The sequence below is a fragment of the Serratia aquatilis genome, assembly GCF_044865145.1.
Lineage (GTDB): Bacteria > Pseudomonadota > Gammaproteobacteria > Enterobacterales > Enterobacteriaceae > Chania > Chania aquatilis.
Genome location: NZ_CP173186.1, coordinates 3,633,871 through 3,652,426, shown reverse-complemented (window position 1 = coordinate 3,652,426; position 18,556 = coordinate 3,633,871). Strand labels below are relative to the sequence as shown.

General features: G+C 50.7%; 14 protein-coding genes. 7 read left to right on the top strand and 7 right to left on the bottom strand.

Going from position 1 to position 18,556, the window contains the following annotated elements; all coding sequences use genetic code 11:
* Positions 1-33: 33 nt before the first annotated feature.
* Positions 34-1,020, bottom strand: coding sequence for a CDF family Co(II)/Ni(II) efflux transporter DmeF (dmeF, locus tag SAQUA_RS16520; RefSeq protein ID WP_380680844.1), 987 nt, complete (start codon positions 1,018-1,020; stop codon positions 34-36).
* Between the two features lie 79 nt (positions 1,021-1,099).
* On the opposite strand from dmeF, the gene SAQUA_RS16515 reads away from it, so the two are divergent.
* The gene (locus SAQUA_RS16515) at positions 1,100-1,375 is read left to right on the top strand and encodes a metal/formaldehyde-sensitive transcriptional repressor (RefSeq protein ID WP_380680841.1); all 276 of its coding nucleotides are present in this window, start codon (positions 1,100-1,102) and stop codon (positions 1,373-1,375) included.
* Between the two features lie 29 nt (positions 1,376-1,404).
* Here the strand turns inward: SAQUA_RS16515 and bioA are convergent, their stop codons facing one another.
* A complete protein-coding gene (bioA, locus tag SAQUA_RS16510) occupies positions 1,405-2,679 on the bottom strand; it encodes an adenosylmethionine--8-amino-7-oxononanoate transaminase (protein ID WP_380680838.1) in 1,275 nt (424 codons plus the stop codon).
* A 90-nt stretch (positions 2,680-2,769) separates the two neighbouring features.
* Between bioA and bioB the strand changes: the two genes are divergently transcribed.
* Genes bioB through bioD form a run of 4 tightly spaced genes read left to right on the top strand, consistent with a single transcriptional unit; the run spans position 2,770 to position 6,391 of the window.
* Positions 2,770-3,807, top strand: coding sequence for a biotin synthase BioB (gene bioB / locus SAQUA_RS16505; RefSeq protein WP_380680835.1), 1,038 nt, complete (start codon positions 2,770-2,772; stop codon positions 3,805-3,807).
* Positions 3,807-4,958: an 8-amino-7-oxononanoate synthase gene (gene bioF / locus SAQUA_RS16500; RefSeq protein ID WP_380680832.1), complete on the top strand. Its 1,152-nt coding sequence runs from the start codon at positions 3,807-3,809 to the stop codon at positions 4,956-4,958. The genes bioB and bioF overlap by 1 nt, the downstream gene beginning before the upstream one ends.
* A complete protein-coding gene (bioC, locus tag SAQUA_RS16495; protein WP_380680829.1) occupies positions 4,942-5,709 on the top strand; it encodes a malonyl-ACP O-methyltransferase BioC in 768 nt (255 codons plus the stop codon). The genes bioF and bioC overlap by 17 nt, the downstream gene beginning before the upstream one ends.
* Positions 5,702-6,391 (top strand): dethiobiotin synthase, encoded by a 690-nt coding sequence (gene bioD / locus SAQUA_RS16490; RefSeq protein WP_380680826.1) that lies wholly within the window; start codon positions 5,702-5,704, stop codon positions 6,389-6,391. Before bioC ends, bioD begins: the two co-directional genes overlap by 8 nt.
* A 166-nt stretch (positions 6,392-6,557) precedes the next feature.
* Here bioD and SAQUA_RS16485 read toward each other — a convergent pair whose 3' ends face one another.
* From SAQUA_RS16485 to SAQUA_RS16465, 5 genes are all read right to left on the bottom strand, one after another.
* Positions 6,558-7,100, bottom strand: a complete 543-nt coding sequence (locus tag SAQUA_RS16485; RefSeq protein ID WP_380680823.1) for a fimbrial protein — start codon at positions 7,098-7,100, stop codon at positions 6,558-6,560.
* A 9-nt stretch (positions 7,101-7,109) separates the two neighbouring features.
* Entirely contained in the window at positions 7,110-8,117 is a 1,008-nt protein-coding gene (locus SAQUA_RS16480) for a fimbrial protein (protein WP_380680820.1), read from the bottom strand.
* A gap of 239 nt (positions 8,118-8,356) precedes the next feature.
* Positions 8,357-9,115 carry a fimbria/pilus periplasmic chaperone gene (locus SAQUA_RS16475; RefSeq protein ID WP_380680817.1) on the bottom strand — a complete coding sequence of 253 codons (759 nt, stop codon included), beginning with the start codon at positions 9,113-9,115 and terminating at the stop codon, positions 8,357-8,359.
* 128 nt (positions 9,116-9,243) lie between these two features.
* Positions 9,244-11,733: a fimbria/pilus outer membrane usher protein gene (locus SAQUA_RS16470; RefSeq protein WP_380680814.1), complete on the bottom strand. Its 2,490-nt coding sequence runs from the start codon at positions 11,731-11,733 to the stop codon at positions 9,244-9,246.
* A gap of 232 nt (positions 11,734-11,965) precedes the next feature.
* Entirely contained in the window at positions 11,966-12,499 is a 534-nt protein-coding gene (locus SAQUA_RS16465; protein ID WP_380680811.1) for a fimbrial protein, read from the bottom strand.
* A gap of 1,140 nt (positions 12,500-13,639) precedes the next feature.
* Between SAQUA_RS16465 and SAQUA_RS16460 the strand changes: the two genes are divergently transcribed.
* Together SAQUA_RS16460 and SAQUA_RS16455 are read left to right on the top strand one after the other, a co-directional pair.
* Positions 13,640-16,204, top strand: a complete 2,565-nt coding sequence (locus tag SAQUA_RS16460) for a filamentous hemagglutinin N-terminal domain-containing protein (RefSeq protein WP_380680808.1) — start codon at positions 13,640-13,642, stop codon at positions 16,202-16,204.
* A gap of 176 nt (positions 16,205-16,380) precedes the next feature.
* Positions 16,381-18,090, top strand: coding sequence for a ShlB/FhaC/HecB family hemolysin secretion/activation protein (locus SAQUA_RS16455; protein WP_380680805.1), 1,710 nt, complete (start codon positions 16,381-16,383; stop codon positions 18,088-18,090).
* Positions 18,091-18,556: the final 466 nt, after the last annotated feature.

The window sequence follows — 18,556 nt, the reverse complement described above, 5'->3', positions numbered from 1 at the left end:
ATGACTCCTTGTTGTCTAAAGTAACAGACCAGCCTAGACCTTTTTGCCGGAAAAATACAAGCCCGACAGAGAAGGGCGATTGATTTCCACAGTAATATGCACCAGTTCCTCATGAATGCTTAGCAACTGCCGTACCCGATGGGCTGTCAGTAGCGGATCGGCACTGCGCAGTGCCATCACACAATGAAATTTTCCCTTGCCGATTTGGCCAAGATGCAGATCGGTAATGGTCATCGCATACCCGGATTGCGCAAAGACTTCCTTGATCTCTTCAATCACTGGCGCATCCATTTCGGCATCCAACAAGATCTTGCCGGTATCACGCATCAGGCTGTAGGACCAGGCAGCAACCAGAATGGCACCAACGATCCCCATCAGCGGATCAAGCCAACTGGCTCCCCAAAGCTTGCCGCCAAACAAGGCAATAATTGCCAGTACCGAGGTGGTGGCGTCCGCTATCACATGAATATAGGCCGAGCGAAGGTTGAGATCTTGATGATCGCCGTGGGAGTGCCCGTGAGCATCATGGTGATGGCCATGATGATGACCATGGCCGTGATGATGCCCGCCGCGCAGAAGCCAGGCACAAAGCAGGTTGACCAGAAGCCCCACGGCACCGATGGCAATGGCTTCGTTGTAGTGAATCGGGCTGGGGTTAAGCAAGCGTTCTGCCGACTGGAATAGCATCAATACGGCGATCAGTGCCAGCAGAACTGCGCTGGTATAGCCTGCCAGGATCTCTATTTTCCAGGTGCCCAGGCTGAAGCGTCGATCCTGTGCAAACTTGCGTGCTGCCCCGTAGGCCAGTACCGATAATCCGAGAGCTAACGCATGGGAACTCATATGCCAGCCATCGGCCAATAGAGCCATAGAGTTAAACCACCATCCTCCCAGGATCTCGATGACCATCATACTGGCGGTGAGTATGACCGCCCACCTGGTATTTTTCTCGGCCAATGGGTTACCATCGTCAAAGGCATGACTATGATCATGCTGGAGGATCTGCGTTGGGGAGGACATGATTGCCAATTTCCTGTGATTATTTTTAAGCTTGAATATACTATACCCCAGTATATTAAATAACAATCGGATGCTGACTATGGCCCACACGATAAAAGATAAAAAGAAACTGCTGGCTCGCGTGAGACGTATCAAAGGTCAGGCGGAAGCCTTGGAGAGAGCGCTGGAGAGTGGCAACGACTGTTCCGCTATTTTGCAACAGATAGCGGCGGTACGCGGTGCGGTAAACGGTTTGATGGTGCAGGTGTTGGAAGGCCACGTGCGGGAACATCTGGTAGCTGAAAATGCCACGCCGCAGCAGCGCGAGCAGGACGTGGAACAATTGATGTCAGTATTACGCTCCTACATGAAGTAGGCTGATTGCTGTAAATCAGCCTGATTAACTCATTTAACGGCAGCGGCAACCGCGGCAGTCAGACATGAGAGCTGTTCTGCTGAAATGATATAAGGAGGCATCAGGTAAATCAGTTTACCGAATGGCCGGATCCACACGCCGCGCTCGACAAATCCACGTTGCAGCAACGCCACATCCACCGGTTGGTGCATCTCTACTACGCCAATCGCACCCAGGACACGGACATCGGCCACCTTGGGTAACGCTGCCAGAGGCAACAACTGCTGTTTGAGCTGCGCCTCAATAGCGGCTACCTGCGCTTGCCAGTGGTTTTCTTCCAACAATGTCAGGCTGGCGCAGGCTACCGCGCAGGCCAGCGGGTTAGCCATAAATGTGGGGCCGTGCATAAAGCAACCGGCAGCGCCGTTGCTGATGGTTTCCGCAACATGCAGTGTTGTCAGCGTGGCGGAAAGCGTCATGTAACCCCCGGTCAGCGCTTTACCCAGGCAGAGAATATCCGGCACCACGTCGGCATGTTCACAGGCGAAAAGCTTGCCGGTGCGGCCAAACCCGGTGGCGATCTCGTCGGCGATCAGCAGGACCTGATAACGATCACACAGTTCTCGCACGCGCTTGAGATAGGTCGGGTGATAGATGCGCATCCCGCCAGCACCTTGCACCACCGGTTCCAGGATCACCGCGGCAATCTCACCTTGATGTAGTTCCAACAGTTCGGCAAACGGGGCAATATCCTGCTCGTTCCACGGCTCATCAAAGCGGCACTGAGGAGCAGTGGCAAACAGATGCGTGGCAAGATAGCCCTGATACAGGCTGTGCATGGAGTTATCGGGATCGCACACCGACATTGCGCCGAAAGTATCACCATGATAACCGTGGCGTAAGGTCAGAATACGTTGCCGCTTTTCCCCCCGGGCCTGCCAGTATTGCAGTGCCATTTTCAAAGCCACTTCTACCGCTACCGAGCCTGAGTCGGCCAAAAACACGCACTGCAAGGCTTCCGGCGTCATTGCTACCAGCTTGCGGCACAGCGCGATGGCAGCCGGATGGGTGATGCCGCCGAACATGACGTGAGACATTTGCGTTAATTGTGTCGTCGCCGCCTGATTCAATAGTGGGTGATTGTAGCCATGAATGGCTGCCCACCAGGAGGACATCCCGTCGATCATCAGGCGGCCATCGGCCAGTTGCAGCTCAACGCCATTGGCTGAAACCACCGGATAACAGGGAAGAGGGCGGGTCATAGAGGTATAAGGATGCCAGATATGGCGCCGATCAAATTCCAGATCACAGGCAGAGAGAGACATTAACTGTAAACCAAATTTAATATGAATGGTTGACAGTATAGCCGCAATATTTACACTGACGACACTTTTTTCGCTTTGGGGACGTGGTAAATGGCCGATCGTATTCACTGGACAGTGGAGCTAGCTCAAGCGCTGTTTGATAAACCTTTGCTGGAATTATTGTTCGAAGCACAAACCGTTCACCGCCAGCATTTTGATCCGCAACAAGTACAAGTCAGCACGTTATTGTCGATTAAAACCGGTGCTTGCCCGGAAGATTGTAAGTACTGCCCGCAAAGCTCGCGTTATAAAACCGGTGTTGAATCTGAGCGGCTGATGCAGGTGGAGCAGGTGCTGGAATCGGCACGCAAGGCCAAAGCGGCAGGTTCAAGCCGTTTCTGCATGGGGGCCGCGTGGAAGAATCCCCACGAGCGCGATATGCCCTATTTGCAGCAGATGGTACAAGGCGTTAAAGCGATGGGGATGGAAACCTGTATGACGTTGGGCTCGCTGGACACCGATCAGGCTGAACGTCTGGCAGAAGCCGGGCTGGATTATTACAACCATAACCTGGATACCTCCCCGGAGTTTTACGGCAGCATTATCACCACCCGTAGTTATCAGGAACGTTTGAATACGCTGGATAAAGTGCGTAATGCCGGTATCAAGGTCTGCTCCGGCGGTATTGTCGGGCTGGGGGAAACGGTGCGCGACCGTGCCGGGCTGCTGGTACAACTGGCCAATTTGCCCAAACCACCGGAAAGCGTGCCGATCAATATGTTGGTCAAGGTGAAAGGAACGCCACTGGCTGACAATGACGACGTTGACCCGTTCGAATTTATTCGCACCATTGCCATTGCCCGCATCATGATGCCCACATCTTATGTACGGCTCTCGGCAGGGCGCGAGCAGATGAATGAGCAAACGCAGGCGATGTGCTTTATGGCCGGGGCCAACTCCATCTTTTACGGTTGCAAGCTACTGACCACGCCAAATCCTGAAGAAGACCAGGATCTGCAGTTATTCCGTAAGCTGGGGTTGAATCCGCAGCAAACGGCTACCGAGCAGGGTGACATTCAGCAACAACAGGTTCTGACCGAACGCTTGCTGCATAGCGATACCGCCGAATTCTACAATGTGGCACCGTAATGGGCTGGCAACAACGGATCCAGCAGGCATTGAATGAACGCCAGCAAAGTGCTGCCTACCGTCAACGGCTGGTGAATCAGGGGGGCAATGGCCGCTACCTGCAACTGAATGGCCAACGTTACCTCAATTTTTCCGGTAATGATTATCTGGGGCTCAGCCAACATGCCGAAGTGATTGCCGCCTGGCAGCAAGGGGCGGAGCGCTATGGGGTAGGCAGCGGGGGATCGGGCCACGTAACTGGTTATTGTCAGGCGCATGCTGAATTGGAGCAGGCGCTGGCCGAATGGCTGGGTTACCCGCGTGCATTGCTGTTTATTTCTGGCTATGCGGCCAATCAGGCCGTATTAGCTGCCTTGATGCAGGCCGATGACCGGATTCTGGCGGATAAACTCAGCCATGCTTCGCTATTGGAAGCGGCCACTCACTCACCGGCACAGCTGCGGCGTTTTAGACACAACCAACCACAGGCATTGGCTGCGTTGCTGCAAAAAAAATGTGCCGGCCAGCAGTTGGCGATCACCGAAGGGGTGTTCAGTATGGATGGTGACAGCGCCCCATTGGCTGAATTGTATCAATTAACCCAACAGGCCGGTGCCTGGCTAATGGTGGATGATGCCCATGGTATCGGGGTACGCGGTGAGCAGGGGCGCGGCAGTTGCTGGCAACAAGGCGTTCAGCCGGAAGTGCTGGTGGCGACCTTTGGCAAAGCGTTCGGTGTCAGCGGTGCAGCCGTACTATGTGATGAATCCTTGGCAGAGTACCTGTTGCAGTTTGCCCGCCATCTGATTTACAGCACCTCGATGCCACCCGCGCAGGCCTGCGCTCTGCAAGCGGCATTGCGCTGCATCCAGCAAGGGGATGAGCTACGCGAACAGTTGCAGCATAACATCCAGCGTTTTCGGGCCGGAGTCGCCAGCTTGCCGCTGACGTTAACCGCCTCGGACACTGCCATTCAGCCGTTACTGGTGGGGGATAACCAGCGTACCCTTGATTTAGCACAGCGTTTGCGTGAGCGAGGGCTGTGGATCAGCGCCATTCGCCCACCGACAGTACCGCCGGGTGGGGCGCGGTTACGCATCACGCTTACCGCAGCACATCAGCCGCAGGATATTGACCGTTTACTGGAGGTGCTGCATGACGTCTGCCACTGAGGCCGTGAATAAAAAAGCGGTGGCATCGGCGTTCAGCCGCGCTGCAGCGAGTTACGATAGCGTCGCGGTACTGCAACGTGAGGTTGGTGAACACTTACTGGGGATGGGCATGCATCACCCGGGTAAAACCGTGCTGGATGCCGGTTGCGGCACCGGTTATTTCAGCCGCCGCTGGCGCGAACTGGGTAAACAGGTGACGGCGCTCGATCTGGCCGCCGGGATGCTGGCATTTGCTTGCCAACAGCAGGCGGCAAACCATTACCTGTTGGCTGATATAGAGAATATCCCGCTGCCAAGCGCGTCGGTAGATATCAGTTTTAGCAGCCTGGCACTGCAGTGGTGTAGCGATTTGCCGCGTGCGTTGGCGGAATTGCACCGCGTCACTCTCCCCGGCGGGCTGATCCTGTTTTCTACGCTAGCAGAAGGCACCTTACACGAGTTAGGCGATGCCTGGCAGCAAGTGGATGGCGAACGCCATGTGAATGCATTTTTACCACTGACGCAAATCGCTAACGCCTGCCACTCTTACCGCCATCATATGGAGTCCGCATGGCAAACGCTCACTTACCCGGATGTTATGACGCTGATGCGTTCGCTAAAGGGGATCGGTGCCACGCACCTGCATCAGGGGCGCGAGGCTGGATTGCTCTCTCGCCAGCGGCTTGCGGCATTACAAGCGGCCTATGTTTGCCAGCATGGGCAATATCCGCTCAGTTATCATCTGGTTTATGGAGTGATTTATCGTGACTAAACGTTGGTTCGTGACCGGAACGGATACCGAAGTAGGGAAAACCGTTGCCAGCTGTGCGCTGTTGCAGGCCGCCAGCGCGGCAGGATGGCGCAGTGCCGGTTACAAGCCGGTGGCGTCGGGCAGTGAGATGACCAGCGAAGGGCTGCGTAACAGCGATGCGTTGGCGTTACAGAGCAATAGTAACGTGGCGCTGGACTATGCCTTAGTGAATCCTTACACATTTGCCGAATCGACCTCGCCCCATATTGCCAGCCAAGATGCGGCGAACCCCATTTCTCTGCCCCGGCTTTCTGCTGGCCTGCGCGAGCTTGAAAAACGTTCCGATTGGTTGCTGGTGGAGGGCGCGGGAGGTTGGTTCACACCACTCTCTGAGCAGCATACCTTCGCCGATTGGGTGCAACTGGAGCGCTTGCCAGTGATCTTGGTGGTGGGAATTAAGCTAGGGTGCATCAACCATGCGTTACTCACCGCCCAGGCGATCCAACATGCTGGGCTGACATTGGCTGGCTGGATCGCCAACGATGTTACCCCACAGGGAAAACGCCATCAGGAATATCTGGCGACACTTTGCCGCATGCTGCCCGCGCCTTTATTGGGTGAGATCCCGTATTTGCCCAATATTGCGCAACAAGCACTGGGGCTGTATCTCGATTTAGAACTATTAAGTGAATTGAGGTATTAAAAGAGGTGAGGTTTGCATAAAAAAGAAGGGGAGGGGCTCCCCAGATGTTGCAATAAGGAATGACTTGCTGAGTTGTAATTTTTATTAATAAACAAGCGGCGTTACCGCATTCAATAATGATTTTATTGAATGCGGTATGCCACGTTAAGACAATGATTTGGAACAGTTATTGATAGCTAACAACAAAGTTGGCAATCGAGCTGAATTGCCCTTCGGTTATGCTGCGGTTCTGTATTGCCGATGGCCGCCCTAATACGTAAGCATTGAACTTCAACGTATTATCCCCATTACTCAGGGTTGTGGCACTGCTAGGCGTACCTAAATCGATATCTACGTTTTTGTCATCGGCTATGGCAATAGCAACACCGTTGGCACCATTATTAATGGCTAACTTACCGGTTAATTCACTGTCTTCTGTGCCGGTAAATGTCACCGTTGCCGTTTTAAAAATATTGGTTTTACAATCGGTTAAATTAATATAAAACGGCCATCTGCGAATCTGGTTGCGATACATTGCTTTGACAATTATCGTATCCATATCAACAGACTGATCGAGAGATTCCGGAGCAATATTACAGGCCCGAGCCACTACCGTGCCGCGAAATTGAATTTCCGGATCAGGGACTATGATTTCGGTCTGGGCAATAGCCAAGTTGCAAAACCATCCGCTTATCGAGCCCAAGGCTACTAAAAACAATAACTTTTTCATCCCTGCCCTTTAAAGATAGTTAACGCGGAGGATAAGGGTGGTGTTAAACGGTCCTTCCACACCTTCGCCATTAGCCCACAAAGATGCCGTATAGTTTTTGCTGACTACGCTCTGACTGGTCATATCGGTAAATGAATCTATCTTATTAAATTTTATGCTCTTAGGGTTGGTGTTATCCGTAATACGCAAGGTTGCACCGTTGCCTATATTAATGCCGGTTTCATCCGCCAGACTTGAATGGCCATCCGCCTTCAACTCAAAGTTTGCGTTGAGTTTAAAGCCGCCATCACAGCTGCCGTTTTTAGTGGCAACTATGGAAAAATCCTTTTCGGCCACTTTGCCATCGCCAGCGGACCATGCGCGAATCTCACCAAAATCTACGCCTGCCGGCGGGTTGATTTCAATTGAGGCAGCGCAAGGAATAATCTCAATATTACTCAGATCCGTTAGAATATACTGATAGTTTACGTTAGGTTTAGCGTTAATCCCATAAAACCCATCAAGTTGAAAGGCTGCAATTTGGTCGATACCGACCGGACCAATGGCTATATCTGCCGTTTTCCTCAGATATACCTGAAATGTAAATGTACGGAGCCCATTTAGAGGATTATTTTCACCTACGTAGGCATAATTACCTGATTCTATGTCAAGTTGGCCTAATTGTTCTATCGTACCGCGGTCTATACCATTTTGGTCGATGAAACCGATACCGATACCAGGTGGAAGACGCGGCTGGTTAATGTATTGGCTCGGGTGAAAGTATACTTTCTCGCCATCAGGCACGTTCGGATATGCCCAGCAATATGCTTGGATACTTATCCGTTCTGATGTCCATAACCGAGTGCCTATAGGCACGTTGGCTGGGATTTTCACCGGTCCAATAGACACAGATTCTCTTACCACTCCGTTGGTTTCGTTGGTACCATTTTTGTAGCACTCAAGAGCCTGTGCAGCAAAAGACGCCCCCAGACTCACCATTAGAAAGAGAGTAAATTTATAAATTAGCGATCTGGACATCAGCGACGCCTCCAAACGGTTTCATCTGGTTCGTCTTCTGCAGATCTTCGAGCTGCAAACTGAACCACAATAGTATATTGCCGAGATTGGCATCTGGTTAGAGTTGCCTAAAACCAGTGCGCATGGGGAAAGAGTTATTACTTTGGACCATGCGCGCACTGGTAATTCCCAGCAGCGATAAAGGTAAAACAGGCCCTGCAGCTAAGTTAATCCATGGCTACAGGCCGCGAACTTTTATGTTACTTCCCATCTTTCTTTTCGTCCGGCACCGAATTACACACGCTGCCATTACAAACGAACTTCAATTCTGGGTGGCCACCGTAATCATTAATATAAGTGACATAAAAGCTATTAAGATTACCGGCATTCAGCGTCAGCGTTTGGCTCGATTTGGGTGCCAACATGATTGGCTCGAAACCCTTGAGCATAACGCCGCCATCTTTTAGCGTTTTAGGTGCAATCGAGGTCAGGGTAACGTAAAACGGCGTTGGGTTCTGAATGCTAAACCCGTTACCGGTTTTGTTGATGACCAGCTTTTCCTGCCAGTTCTCGCCCTTAGGCAACACGATCGCTTTAGGGCGATAGAACAGCTTAATCTGGGTTTGCAACGCAAGTTGCAACACGTTGGCTTTTTCACTTTGCGGCGGAATTTCCCGTACGTTGAAATAGAACAGCGATTCCCGATCCTGTGGCAGGCTATCGGCAGCAGGGGTTTTGGTTACCCGCACCACGCTGCGTTCGCCAGGCTCTACCCGCTGCAAGGGGGGCAAAGCTACCAGCGGCCCAGTTATTTTTTGATGCTTCTCGTCCTCTATCCAAGACTGCGCCAGATAAGGCAATCTTTTGTTCTGATTTTCAATGTTAAGGCTGATCGATTTTGCATCGCCAACATAAATTGCACGGGTACGGTCCAGCGCTATCGCCGCATTCACCGTTGGGGCGGCGCCAATCAACGTCAGGCCCGCAACCACTATTTTTACTAAGCTAGATTTATTCATGTCTATTAACTCTCATTGGAACCAAGTGTTAGGCTATCTCTCGTCGTGACTAGGTTTAACACTTAGCGAGAATTCACAGCCCATTACTATTGTTTGTTAAAAACTGCCTAGCGGCAGTTTTTGATGGATTAAAGCTTGCATGGCAACAATATTTGCTCAAGTGACTTGGCAGCCTTTGGAACCACAACCTTGCACTGATGTTTGCCATCCCAGGCGATGTCCAGCAGCTCTTCTGGTTCCACACCGGTCAGATAGGTCAAACCCTCATCGCCAACCACGGCCATTTCACGGCCTTTGCTATTCAATACGGTGGCACCAAACGGTGGCGTGCTACCGTCAGCCAGTTTGATAATCGCCATCAGCTTGCTGCCCTGTACCACCTCAAAGTGGCGGTAGCCGATGGCACCTTCAGTCAACGTTCCTTGCACCACCGGGGTGTTTGCTTCTACATCATCAGCCAGCTTGTTGACATCGATACGGGTATCGGTGTTGTAGTAGCTGGTAACGTCGGAAATCACGGCAATACCAAATCTGTTGGACCTTGCACGGCCATTATTTATCGGCACCCCTGATACGCCGTCGGTATCAACCATCAAACGCGTACTACCGTTACTATAGTTGCGATGTGTAGCCACACCGTGTTGGGTGGCAGTAATACCACTTCGGAAAGTCCCGCCTATCGAGGAGAAATTATCCTGCTGATAAGAGGCGCTAGCGTTAAGCGCACCGAAGGACGCGTTGTGGGTATAGAATCCACGAGCCAGTCCCTTACCATTCTGGTTAACGCCGCTGCTGACCTGCCATGTATTGTTCTGGTCGGTATAATCATTATAGGACGCCACATTGGTGACATCGTTGTTATTTGTTTGTAATGCGTAACCGACACTGCGGCGTTCACCAATAGGCATCGTAAAGTTAAGCGTAATGCTATCGTCATTGCGCCCGTTGGTTTCGGTACGAAACGCCGAAATAGCGGCGGTAACGTTACGTATCTTGCCAATATTGAAAATCTTACTGGCAGAAAAGCCGTAACGATCCTGTGACCGGCTATCCCAATAGGTCTGGTGCGAGTAGTTCAGATAGACGGTAACTGCCTTTTCCCGATCATGCGCCATCAGTGTTTTACTGGCCGCGATGGTATATTGCTCTTTTTCGCGCCCAATAAATTGTTCTAATTCGTTACTATAATCGTTGTAACGTTTCTGTAAAAATTGATTCATGGTCATAAACTGACGCTGGGAGAATCGGTATCCGGCGAAGGTTATCTGGCTGTCATACTCTTCAAAACGCTTTGCATAGTTCACTCTGAACGACATACCCGAATTTGTTTCTTCGGTAGGAAACTTGGCGTAAGACTGCGTCATATCGACTGATAAAGCACCCAGCACGCTCAAGTCACGGCCAAGTCCCAATGACCAGGCATTGTACTCACCGCCAATCAGGGTGCCGCCGTATAGCGACCAGGCATTAGCGATCCCCCAAGAGAAATCAGAGGTAGTGAAGAACGGGCCTTCTCTGTGGCGACCAAACGTAGAGGGTTGCCCCACTGCGATATTGTAACGCACATAACCAGGGCGGGTCAGATACGGGATTGATGCGGTATCTACCTGGAAGGTAGAGATACTGCCGTCCTGCTCTTCAACCCGCACATCCAGCCGGCCACGAACCCCACTGCTGAGGTTATCTATCGAGAACGGCCCCGCGGGTACCGTTGTCTGAAACAGCACTGTGCCGCTCTGCGATACGGTAACTTTGGCGTTACTTTTTGCCACCCCACGCACCTGTGGAGCATACCCCTGCAATTCAGGCGGCAACATACGCTCGTCACTGGCGATGTTTGCGCCCGCGAAACGGAAACTGTCGAACACTTGTGAGTTGAGGAGCATTTCCCCGACCGTGACTTTTGCCGCATGCATTGGTAACGGTAGGTAAGCGTATATCTGGCTCCAGTCAAAATTGCTGTCGCTCTCACCGCCCCGAGCGTTATAAGTCCCCTGATAGTCGCCACGTAAGCGCCAAGAGCTTACGTTGGCACCCACGGTACCTACCGTGCTGAGGCTACGCGTTGTATCCTCAGAACCGTTCAATTTATTAACCTGGCCACTGACGCTGTAGTCGAGTAATAACCCGGGAATACCTCTGTCCCACTGCTCAGGCGGCGTCCAGTTCGGGTCGTTATATTTCAACGAAGATTGTGGGACGGTGATCAACAGAACACCAGCTCCAACGCGCGCAGAGATTTCTGCTCCAGGTACGGAGCTAATGTCCGCACACTGATTGTCATGCCACAGTATGACCTTTTTAGCTATTTCTTCTTTAAGGGCCATTTGTGGGATGATATCGGGTGGCAAACAGAGGACGCTTTCTTTTTTATCGTCAATACGTAAGTATTCGACACTGCGCTGTGGCAGCATTTTCTGGTTAAACTTAATATCCAGTAAATAAGTACCGGGCATGACATAATCGGCATCGGTAAAGCGCGATAGATCTATCTTGGTACTGTCGCCCACATCCAGAGCGCCAGCATTGAATTTAACTTCGGCAAACACTGAATTACCATAAAGCAAAGATAAAATGACGATTGTACTGGTTTTTTTCCGTGTCATTAATGACGTCATAAAATACTCACTGGTGGCAAATCCGCGCCTAACCGCAGGTCGACTTCTTGACCTGAATGTATAAATGGGAATTTTGATTAATACAGACGTTAAGCTGAGTGACCAAAAAATATAACTCACCCAAAAATATCTTAAAAGAAGGTCTCTTTTAGACATGCATATTCAGGTGAGTTATTCATTGGCTTAAAGCAATCGGATACGCTTAGCTGCGACTCTCCGATTGGCAGTTAACTTACTGGTATGCCAGGGTAAAGTTAGTAACAGCAGTGAAGTCACCTGGAACCACTGCAACACCAGTTTTGCTACCTTGCAGGTATGCAGCAAAGTTCAGAGTGTTGTCGCCGTTCTGCAGGTAGGTAGCAATACCTTGGGTGCCATCCAGCTTAACTTTCACGTTGTTACCGTCAACCAGCTGAATACCAGCACCTGAAGCAGTACCTGCCAGACCCAACAGGTTGGCGTTGTTAACATCAGTCTGACCAGTGAAAGCAACTTTCACAGTTTTCAGAGTAGTGATATCACAATCTTTCAGTTCGATAGTGAAGTCTTGAGAAGCGCCAACGCCTTCATCAGCCAGAACACGGTTGCTTACCTGACCCATGTCATAAGTCTGGTCAACAGAGTCTGCATCAAGAGTACATGGTGCATCGATGATTTCACCGAAGAATTTAACAGTACCGCTACCCTGGTTGCCTGGCGCTGCTTGAGCCATAGAAACAGAAGACAGTGCAATTACAGTTGCCAGCATCAATTTGTTGAAGTTCATTCCTAGTATTTCCTTTTAGTGTGTCTTAATTAAATCAAGCATATAAACTGAAGTGTCTAATGCTCGTTATCCGTAACTTTTTCCTTGATTTTGGCAACACAAACCCATGTGTAATTAATACACGGTATTTCCTAAGGGCTATTATTACTCGTATCAAAGAATTAACATTTGTTTTCAGCAAAGCTGCGAAATTCTTTTAAACGCTATCTGCTACAATAAAGAAAGCGAGTAGAAGACATATCGATTTGCTGGAACGGATTATAGATTTAAACCTATTTTAAGCAACTCAATGGCACTAGAAGTTAGTCAGTGGTTGCTCAGTGTTTTAATCTGTTTTTTTCTTATAGACTTTGTAAAAATATGGTAAAAATGGTCTATGTAAGCATTTTTTTTCAAAGCCGTTCAGGCTGGCTTCGTAATTTTCAGTAGCTTAAAATATCTTTTTTTAAATTTATTTAGTTTATAATACTAATGGCATGCCATTGGTCTGCTAGAAAGGCGTTGATTTTAGATGTGGCTCTTGTATTTAATTTCAATATAATAGCATGTTTTATATGATAATTATTTAAAATTAGTTACTGTATGGTCAAAGCCATCTCGGGATTGGGCGTTTTTTACTCGCAAAACGGCTAAGCACTACGAACTTTCCTAGGAATGAGGTGAGATGTCTGCTGAACGGCAGGTTTTGGGGGGCTTCGGGCCTTATCTTTTGGGAGAAGGCCTACCTTCATTGTTCACAGCAAGAATAATCTAAAGTATAAAGTTGAGCTTTATCGCCGGGCTGCTTTTCGTAACAGCTGACTCTAGTTATTAAGTTGTCAGGCGGAAGTGAGCCAGCGTTACGCCATGCGTAGCATGTATGAATGCACGAGATACTCGCGGGGAAATAAAAAATCGACATTATAGATTAATTCTACTAACTTAATTACTGCCTGCATTTTACTGTTGTTTTTCTTCATCTTTTGTTGAAGTTAAGTGCCTTGTGCAGGTAATTATCTAGAACAATCTGAATCGAAATACGCTAATGCGCGCTAGGTTTCTTGCTGACAGTACGGCTGGCATTGTCTCTGCCTGCCTGCATCTTGAAATCTATTATGCGCGTTCAAATCATTTTTATTTCCTCGGACGGAGATATTATTCATGCGTAATATAGGCAATACCTCATTAAACCGCCTCACGTTAGCTATTCTGGGTAGCTTGGCGGTGGGCACCAGCTATGCCGCCGATCTGCCAACCAATGGCTCGGTAAAGTTTGGTTCCGGCACTATCAGCCAGCCGACGAGCCAACAGATGCAGATAAACCAAACCAGCGACAAGCTGGCGATTGAGTGGCAAAGCTTTAACATTGCCGAAGGTAACAAGGTTAATTTCCAGCAGCCTAACAGCAAATCCATTACGCTCAACCGGGTGGTGGGCACAGAAGGCTCCAAAGTGATGGGGCAACTGAACGCCAATGGTCGCGTATTCCTGGTTAACCCCAATGGCGTGCTGTTTGGCAATAATGCCCAGGTCAACGTTGGCGGGTTGGTTGCATCTACCCAGGACTTGACCACTAACAACTTTGCGCTCGGTAAATACAACTTCAGCGGCGGCAACAGCCCGGCCAGCGTGGTCAACCAGGGAACCATCACCGCCAAAGACGGTGGCGCGGTGGTGTTACTGGGTGGGCAAGTGAGTAACCAGGGGAATATTCAGGCCAATCTGGGCAGCGTGAAGCTGGCGGCGGGCAAAGCCACGACGCTGGACTTCGGCGGTGACGGGCTGGTGAATATCCAGGTTACCAGCGCGGCAGCCAATGCGCTGGCGGAAAACAGCGGTCTGATCCAGGCAGACGGCGGTCAGGTAGTGATGAGTGCCGCCTATGCCAACAATAACGTTTTGCAGACCGTGGTGAATAACACCGGTACCCTTCAGGCGCAAACGCTGAGCAACAAATCCGGCAAAATTGTCCTGAGCGGTGGGCAGCAGGGCCGGGTTAATGTAGAGGGCATTCTGGATGCCAGCACCGCCGATCAAGGTAATGGTGGCAGTATCGAAACCAGCGGTCAGGCGGTGAATGTCGTTGCCAGTACCAGCGTCGATACCCGTGGGATTGCTGGTCAAAATGGCACCTGGACGGTGGCAGCCGACCATCTTGACGTGAACGATGGTACCGGCAGCAGCAAAGTCTCGGCACGAGTGGTTACCAACACCCTGCGCACCAGCAATGTTGAGCTGATCAGCAACAGCAGCGACTTAACGATAGACAACGACATCAGTTGGAATAACGGCAATCAGCTGTTGCTGGCGGCACAGGACAATATCGTGCTGAATGCCAATCTGAAAGCCACCGGCAAAAATGCCGGGCTGGCGCTGATTGAAAGCGGCGACTATCTGTTGGCCAAAGGTAAAAGCGTCACCCTTTCCGGTCAGGGTGCCAGCTTTAGCAATAATGGCCAAAGCTATACCGTGATCCAGAACGTTAACCAGTTGCAGGCTATACAGGATGATCTCACCGGTCACTATGTGCTGGGCAATACCATTGATGCCAGCGATACGGCGCAATGGAATGAAGGCAAAGGGTTTATGCCGATCGGCTGGGGCAGCACTTATTGGGCACGTCTACCGGAAGATGATGGTGTTTACTTTAGCGGGATCTTTTCCGGCTTGGGTAATACCATTAATCAACTCACCATCAATCAGAGCAGCAGCAATCCGCAAGGCACTTTTAGTCGCTTTACCGGGCTGTTTGGTGGTGCCAGCGGCGAGATCCGCAATGTGGGGCTGACCAATGCGCACCTTACCGTCAGCATGGCCCCCGGCTTAATCGCCCCCAGTGAATGTGACTATTATTGCTATCACAATCCAACCCGTGACTACGTTGGGGGGCTGGTAGCCTATCAGTCCGGCGGCAGTATTCACGATGCCTATGTAGAAAATATTACTATCAATAATCTCATTGTGGACGTGTATCGCTATGCCAATAGCGGCGGGATGATTGGGATGGCAAGAAATACTGCTCTCAATAATCTCTCCGCCAGCGGCAAGGTTACTGCCGATGGTGCTGTTGGCGGTCTGATTGGTGGCATGTTCGGTACGTCTTTGAGCCACTCGTCTGCCAGCACCGAGGTTATCCATAAAGATGCCTCATTTTACTATAGATATGGCGGTGGGTTGGTTGGTGATGTTCTTTCATCATCATCCATTATGGACAGTTATGCTACAGGAAAAGTGACCGCGGAGAGTGCTGCCGGCGGGTTAGTAGGCAGTTTAAGTGGTTCGATTCTGTCTGGTGTTTGGGCTTCTGGCGATGTTATCGGTAAGTTTTGTATAGGTGGGTTGGTGGGTTGTACCATGACAAGTTCCATCACAGATGCTTACGCCAGTGGTAATGTGAGTGGGGGTGGAAGAGTAGGTGGTTTACTTGGAGACTTAGACCGGAGTTCTCTTTCTAACAGTAAGGCCAGTGGTAACGTCTCAGCGTCTGGAGCAATAGGCGGGCTGGTTGGCGAACTGCATAACAACAGCGAGGTTGTCTACTCTTCGGCATCGGGTGACGTTACCCATATAGGGCCTGAAGGGCCTACTTCTATGACTGGTACCTTAGCAGGTAGCAGTCTCGATTCTAAGATCATAAAGTCATTTGCGACGGGAAGTGTCATCGGTGGCCAGGATGCAGGGAAATTAGTTGGTTATCTAGATTACAATTCAACTATCGAGAACTAGCAAATAGGTGGGGTAGGGCTCTGCAATAGCGTTGGGGCTTGTTAATAACCCACGCTAACTACCTGCTCCCCACCGCAACCAAGCCCGGCTAACGCCAGGCTTGGTTTCTAGGCACCTTCACTCGAGTCTTTACTCCACATGACCAAGTCATGCACCACCAACCTATCTGACAAACCATGAAAAAAAATAACAAAAATACCCCGTTCGCTGCTCTGCGCCAGCAGATCTGGTCATTGTTCCCTTTGTTGCTCTGGAGCTTCAGCGCACAGGCTGCAACGCCTGCGATACCGGATGCCGGGCAGGCACTGCGTGAGCTCGACACCCGCCGCCCAGCGTTGGCCCCCTCACAACCTTCGGGAATGGACTTGCCCAAGCCACCTGCACCAGCCCCGGTAGAGCCCGGCGGCGGTGAACAGCCTACGGTGAAGGTAAGTGCCTTTACCCTCGCGGGTAACACCCTGTTTTCCAACGCTCAGTTGCAGTCGTTGCTGCATGAATACACCGGGCGCGACCTTACCTTAGCGCAACTCAATCAGGCCGCTCAGACGATCACCCTTTATTACCAACAGCAGGGCTATGTGCTTAACCGCGCCTACTTGCCAGAGCAGGAGATTGAAAACGGTGTAGTAAAAATCGCCATAGTAGAAGCGCACTACGGCGAGATTAAAGTCGACAACACCTCACGCCTTGCCGATAGCACGTTGAAGTATTTGATTAGCCGCAACGCAGCGGGCACGGCGATTAATGCCAGCAAACTGCAACAGACGTTGCTGCTGCTGAATGATACTCCCGGCGTACAGGCGCGCTCGGTGCTGCTGACCAGCCAACAGCCCGGAGCAGCCGATCTGCTGGTGGAGGCCAAACCTACGCCGCTGTTCAGCGGTAACCTCGATCTGGATAACTATGGCGGGCGCTATACCGGTAAAAACCGCCTGAGTGCCGATATCTCTGCCAACAGCCCGTTGGGATTAGGGGACAGGCTGCGCCTGCGCGGCCTTGCCAGCGATGAGCGCCAGCACTATTACTACCTGTCGTATGATGCGCCGGTGAACCGCTGGTTTACCCGCGTGGGCGCGGCATATTCCAATATGGATTATGCCTTGGGCAAAGACTTTGCCGATCTTGATGCAAACGGCAATGCCCGCACCGCCAGTGCCTACATTTCTCAACCACTGTACAAAAGCCGTACCCTGAGCGTGAGCAGCCAGTTGCAGTTTGACGACAAACGGCTGCGCGACGACATCAATCTCTTCGATAGCAAAAGCCATAAACGAAGCCAACTGTGGACGGCCAGCCTGAGTGCCAACAGTCAGGATACCTTTGGCGGTGGCGGGCTGAACTTTGCTGCCGTGAGCATCAGCCATGGTCATCTTGATATTACCGACCCCACCACAGCGCAGGGAGACGGTATGACCGCGCATACCGAAGGCAGCTTCAGCAAACTCAATGTTTCAGCCCTGCGCTTACAGGCGCTCAGCGAAAGTTGGAGTTTTTACACTCAGCTTAGCGGCCAGTTAGCCTCGAAAAACCTGGATTCCTCGGAGAAATTCAGTTTGGGAGGGGTAAACGGCGTGCGTGCCTATGCGTCCGGTGACGCCAGCGGCGATAGAGGCTGGATGGCCAATCTGGAATTGCGCTATGCCATTACGCCAGCCTGGCAATGGAAAACCTTTTTTGACTACGGCGGCGTGAAAACCAATAAATCGCCCTGGACTGCGGAAAAGAATCACCAGCAACGCGGCGCGTTAGGAACGGGTGCCAGTTGGTTTGGCGATAACCGGCAGGTTTCATTGCAGTTAGCCTGGCGGGTCAATCATCCATCAGACGATACCAGCAAGCTGGATAGGCAACCGCAAGTATGGGTACAGGCTTCGCAAGGTTTTTAGCAAGGCAGAGTTGCATTGCTAAGTGGCTTAGGGGGTTAAAAGTAACATTTGTGCCAAAAAAATCAGATAGATAAAAACGCTATCATCAAGGCTTACGCTGTTTTGGCGGCAGATAAAAATGAGTGAGTGCCAAGAGGGGGAACCAGATTTTTTAGTATTAATCGTCATAACCAAAGCAATATTATTGTAAAAAATAACTAAAAAACGGGCTTCCGTGGAGTTTTGCGGAGAAAAGCGTTCTTTCCGTAACTCCCGCCCCCCATGGGGTGGTGTGAGTTATCCACCATTCCTGTGGATAACCTTGTGCATTATAGCTAGAAAAGCGGCCTAAACAGAGAGCGGACGCGGCTTGTGCACCCGTTGCCCGTATTCTCATCTTTTTATTAAAACTAATTAATATCAATAAGTTAATTAAAATCAAGCGAGGTGGTTACGCCGCGAGGTTGTGTGAGTGGTTTTTCATCAG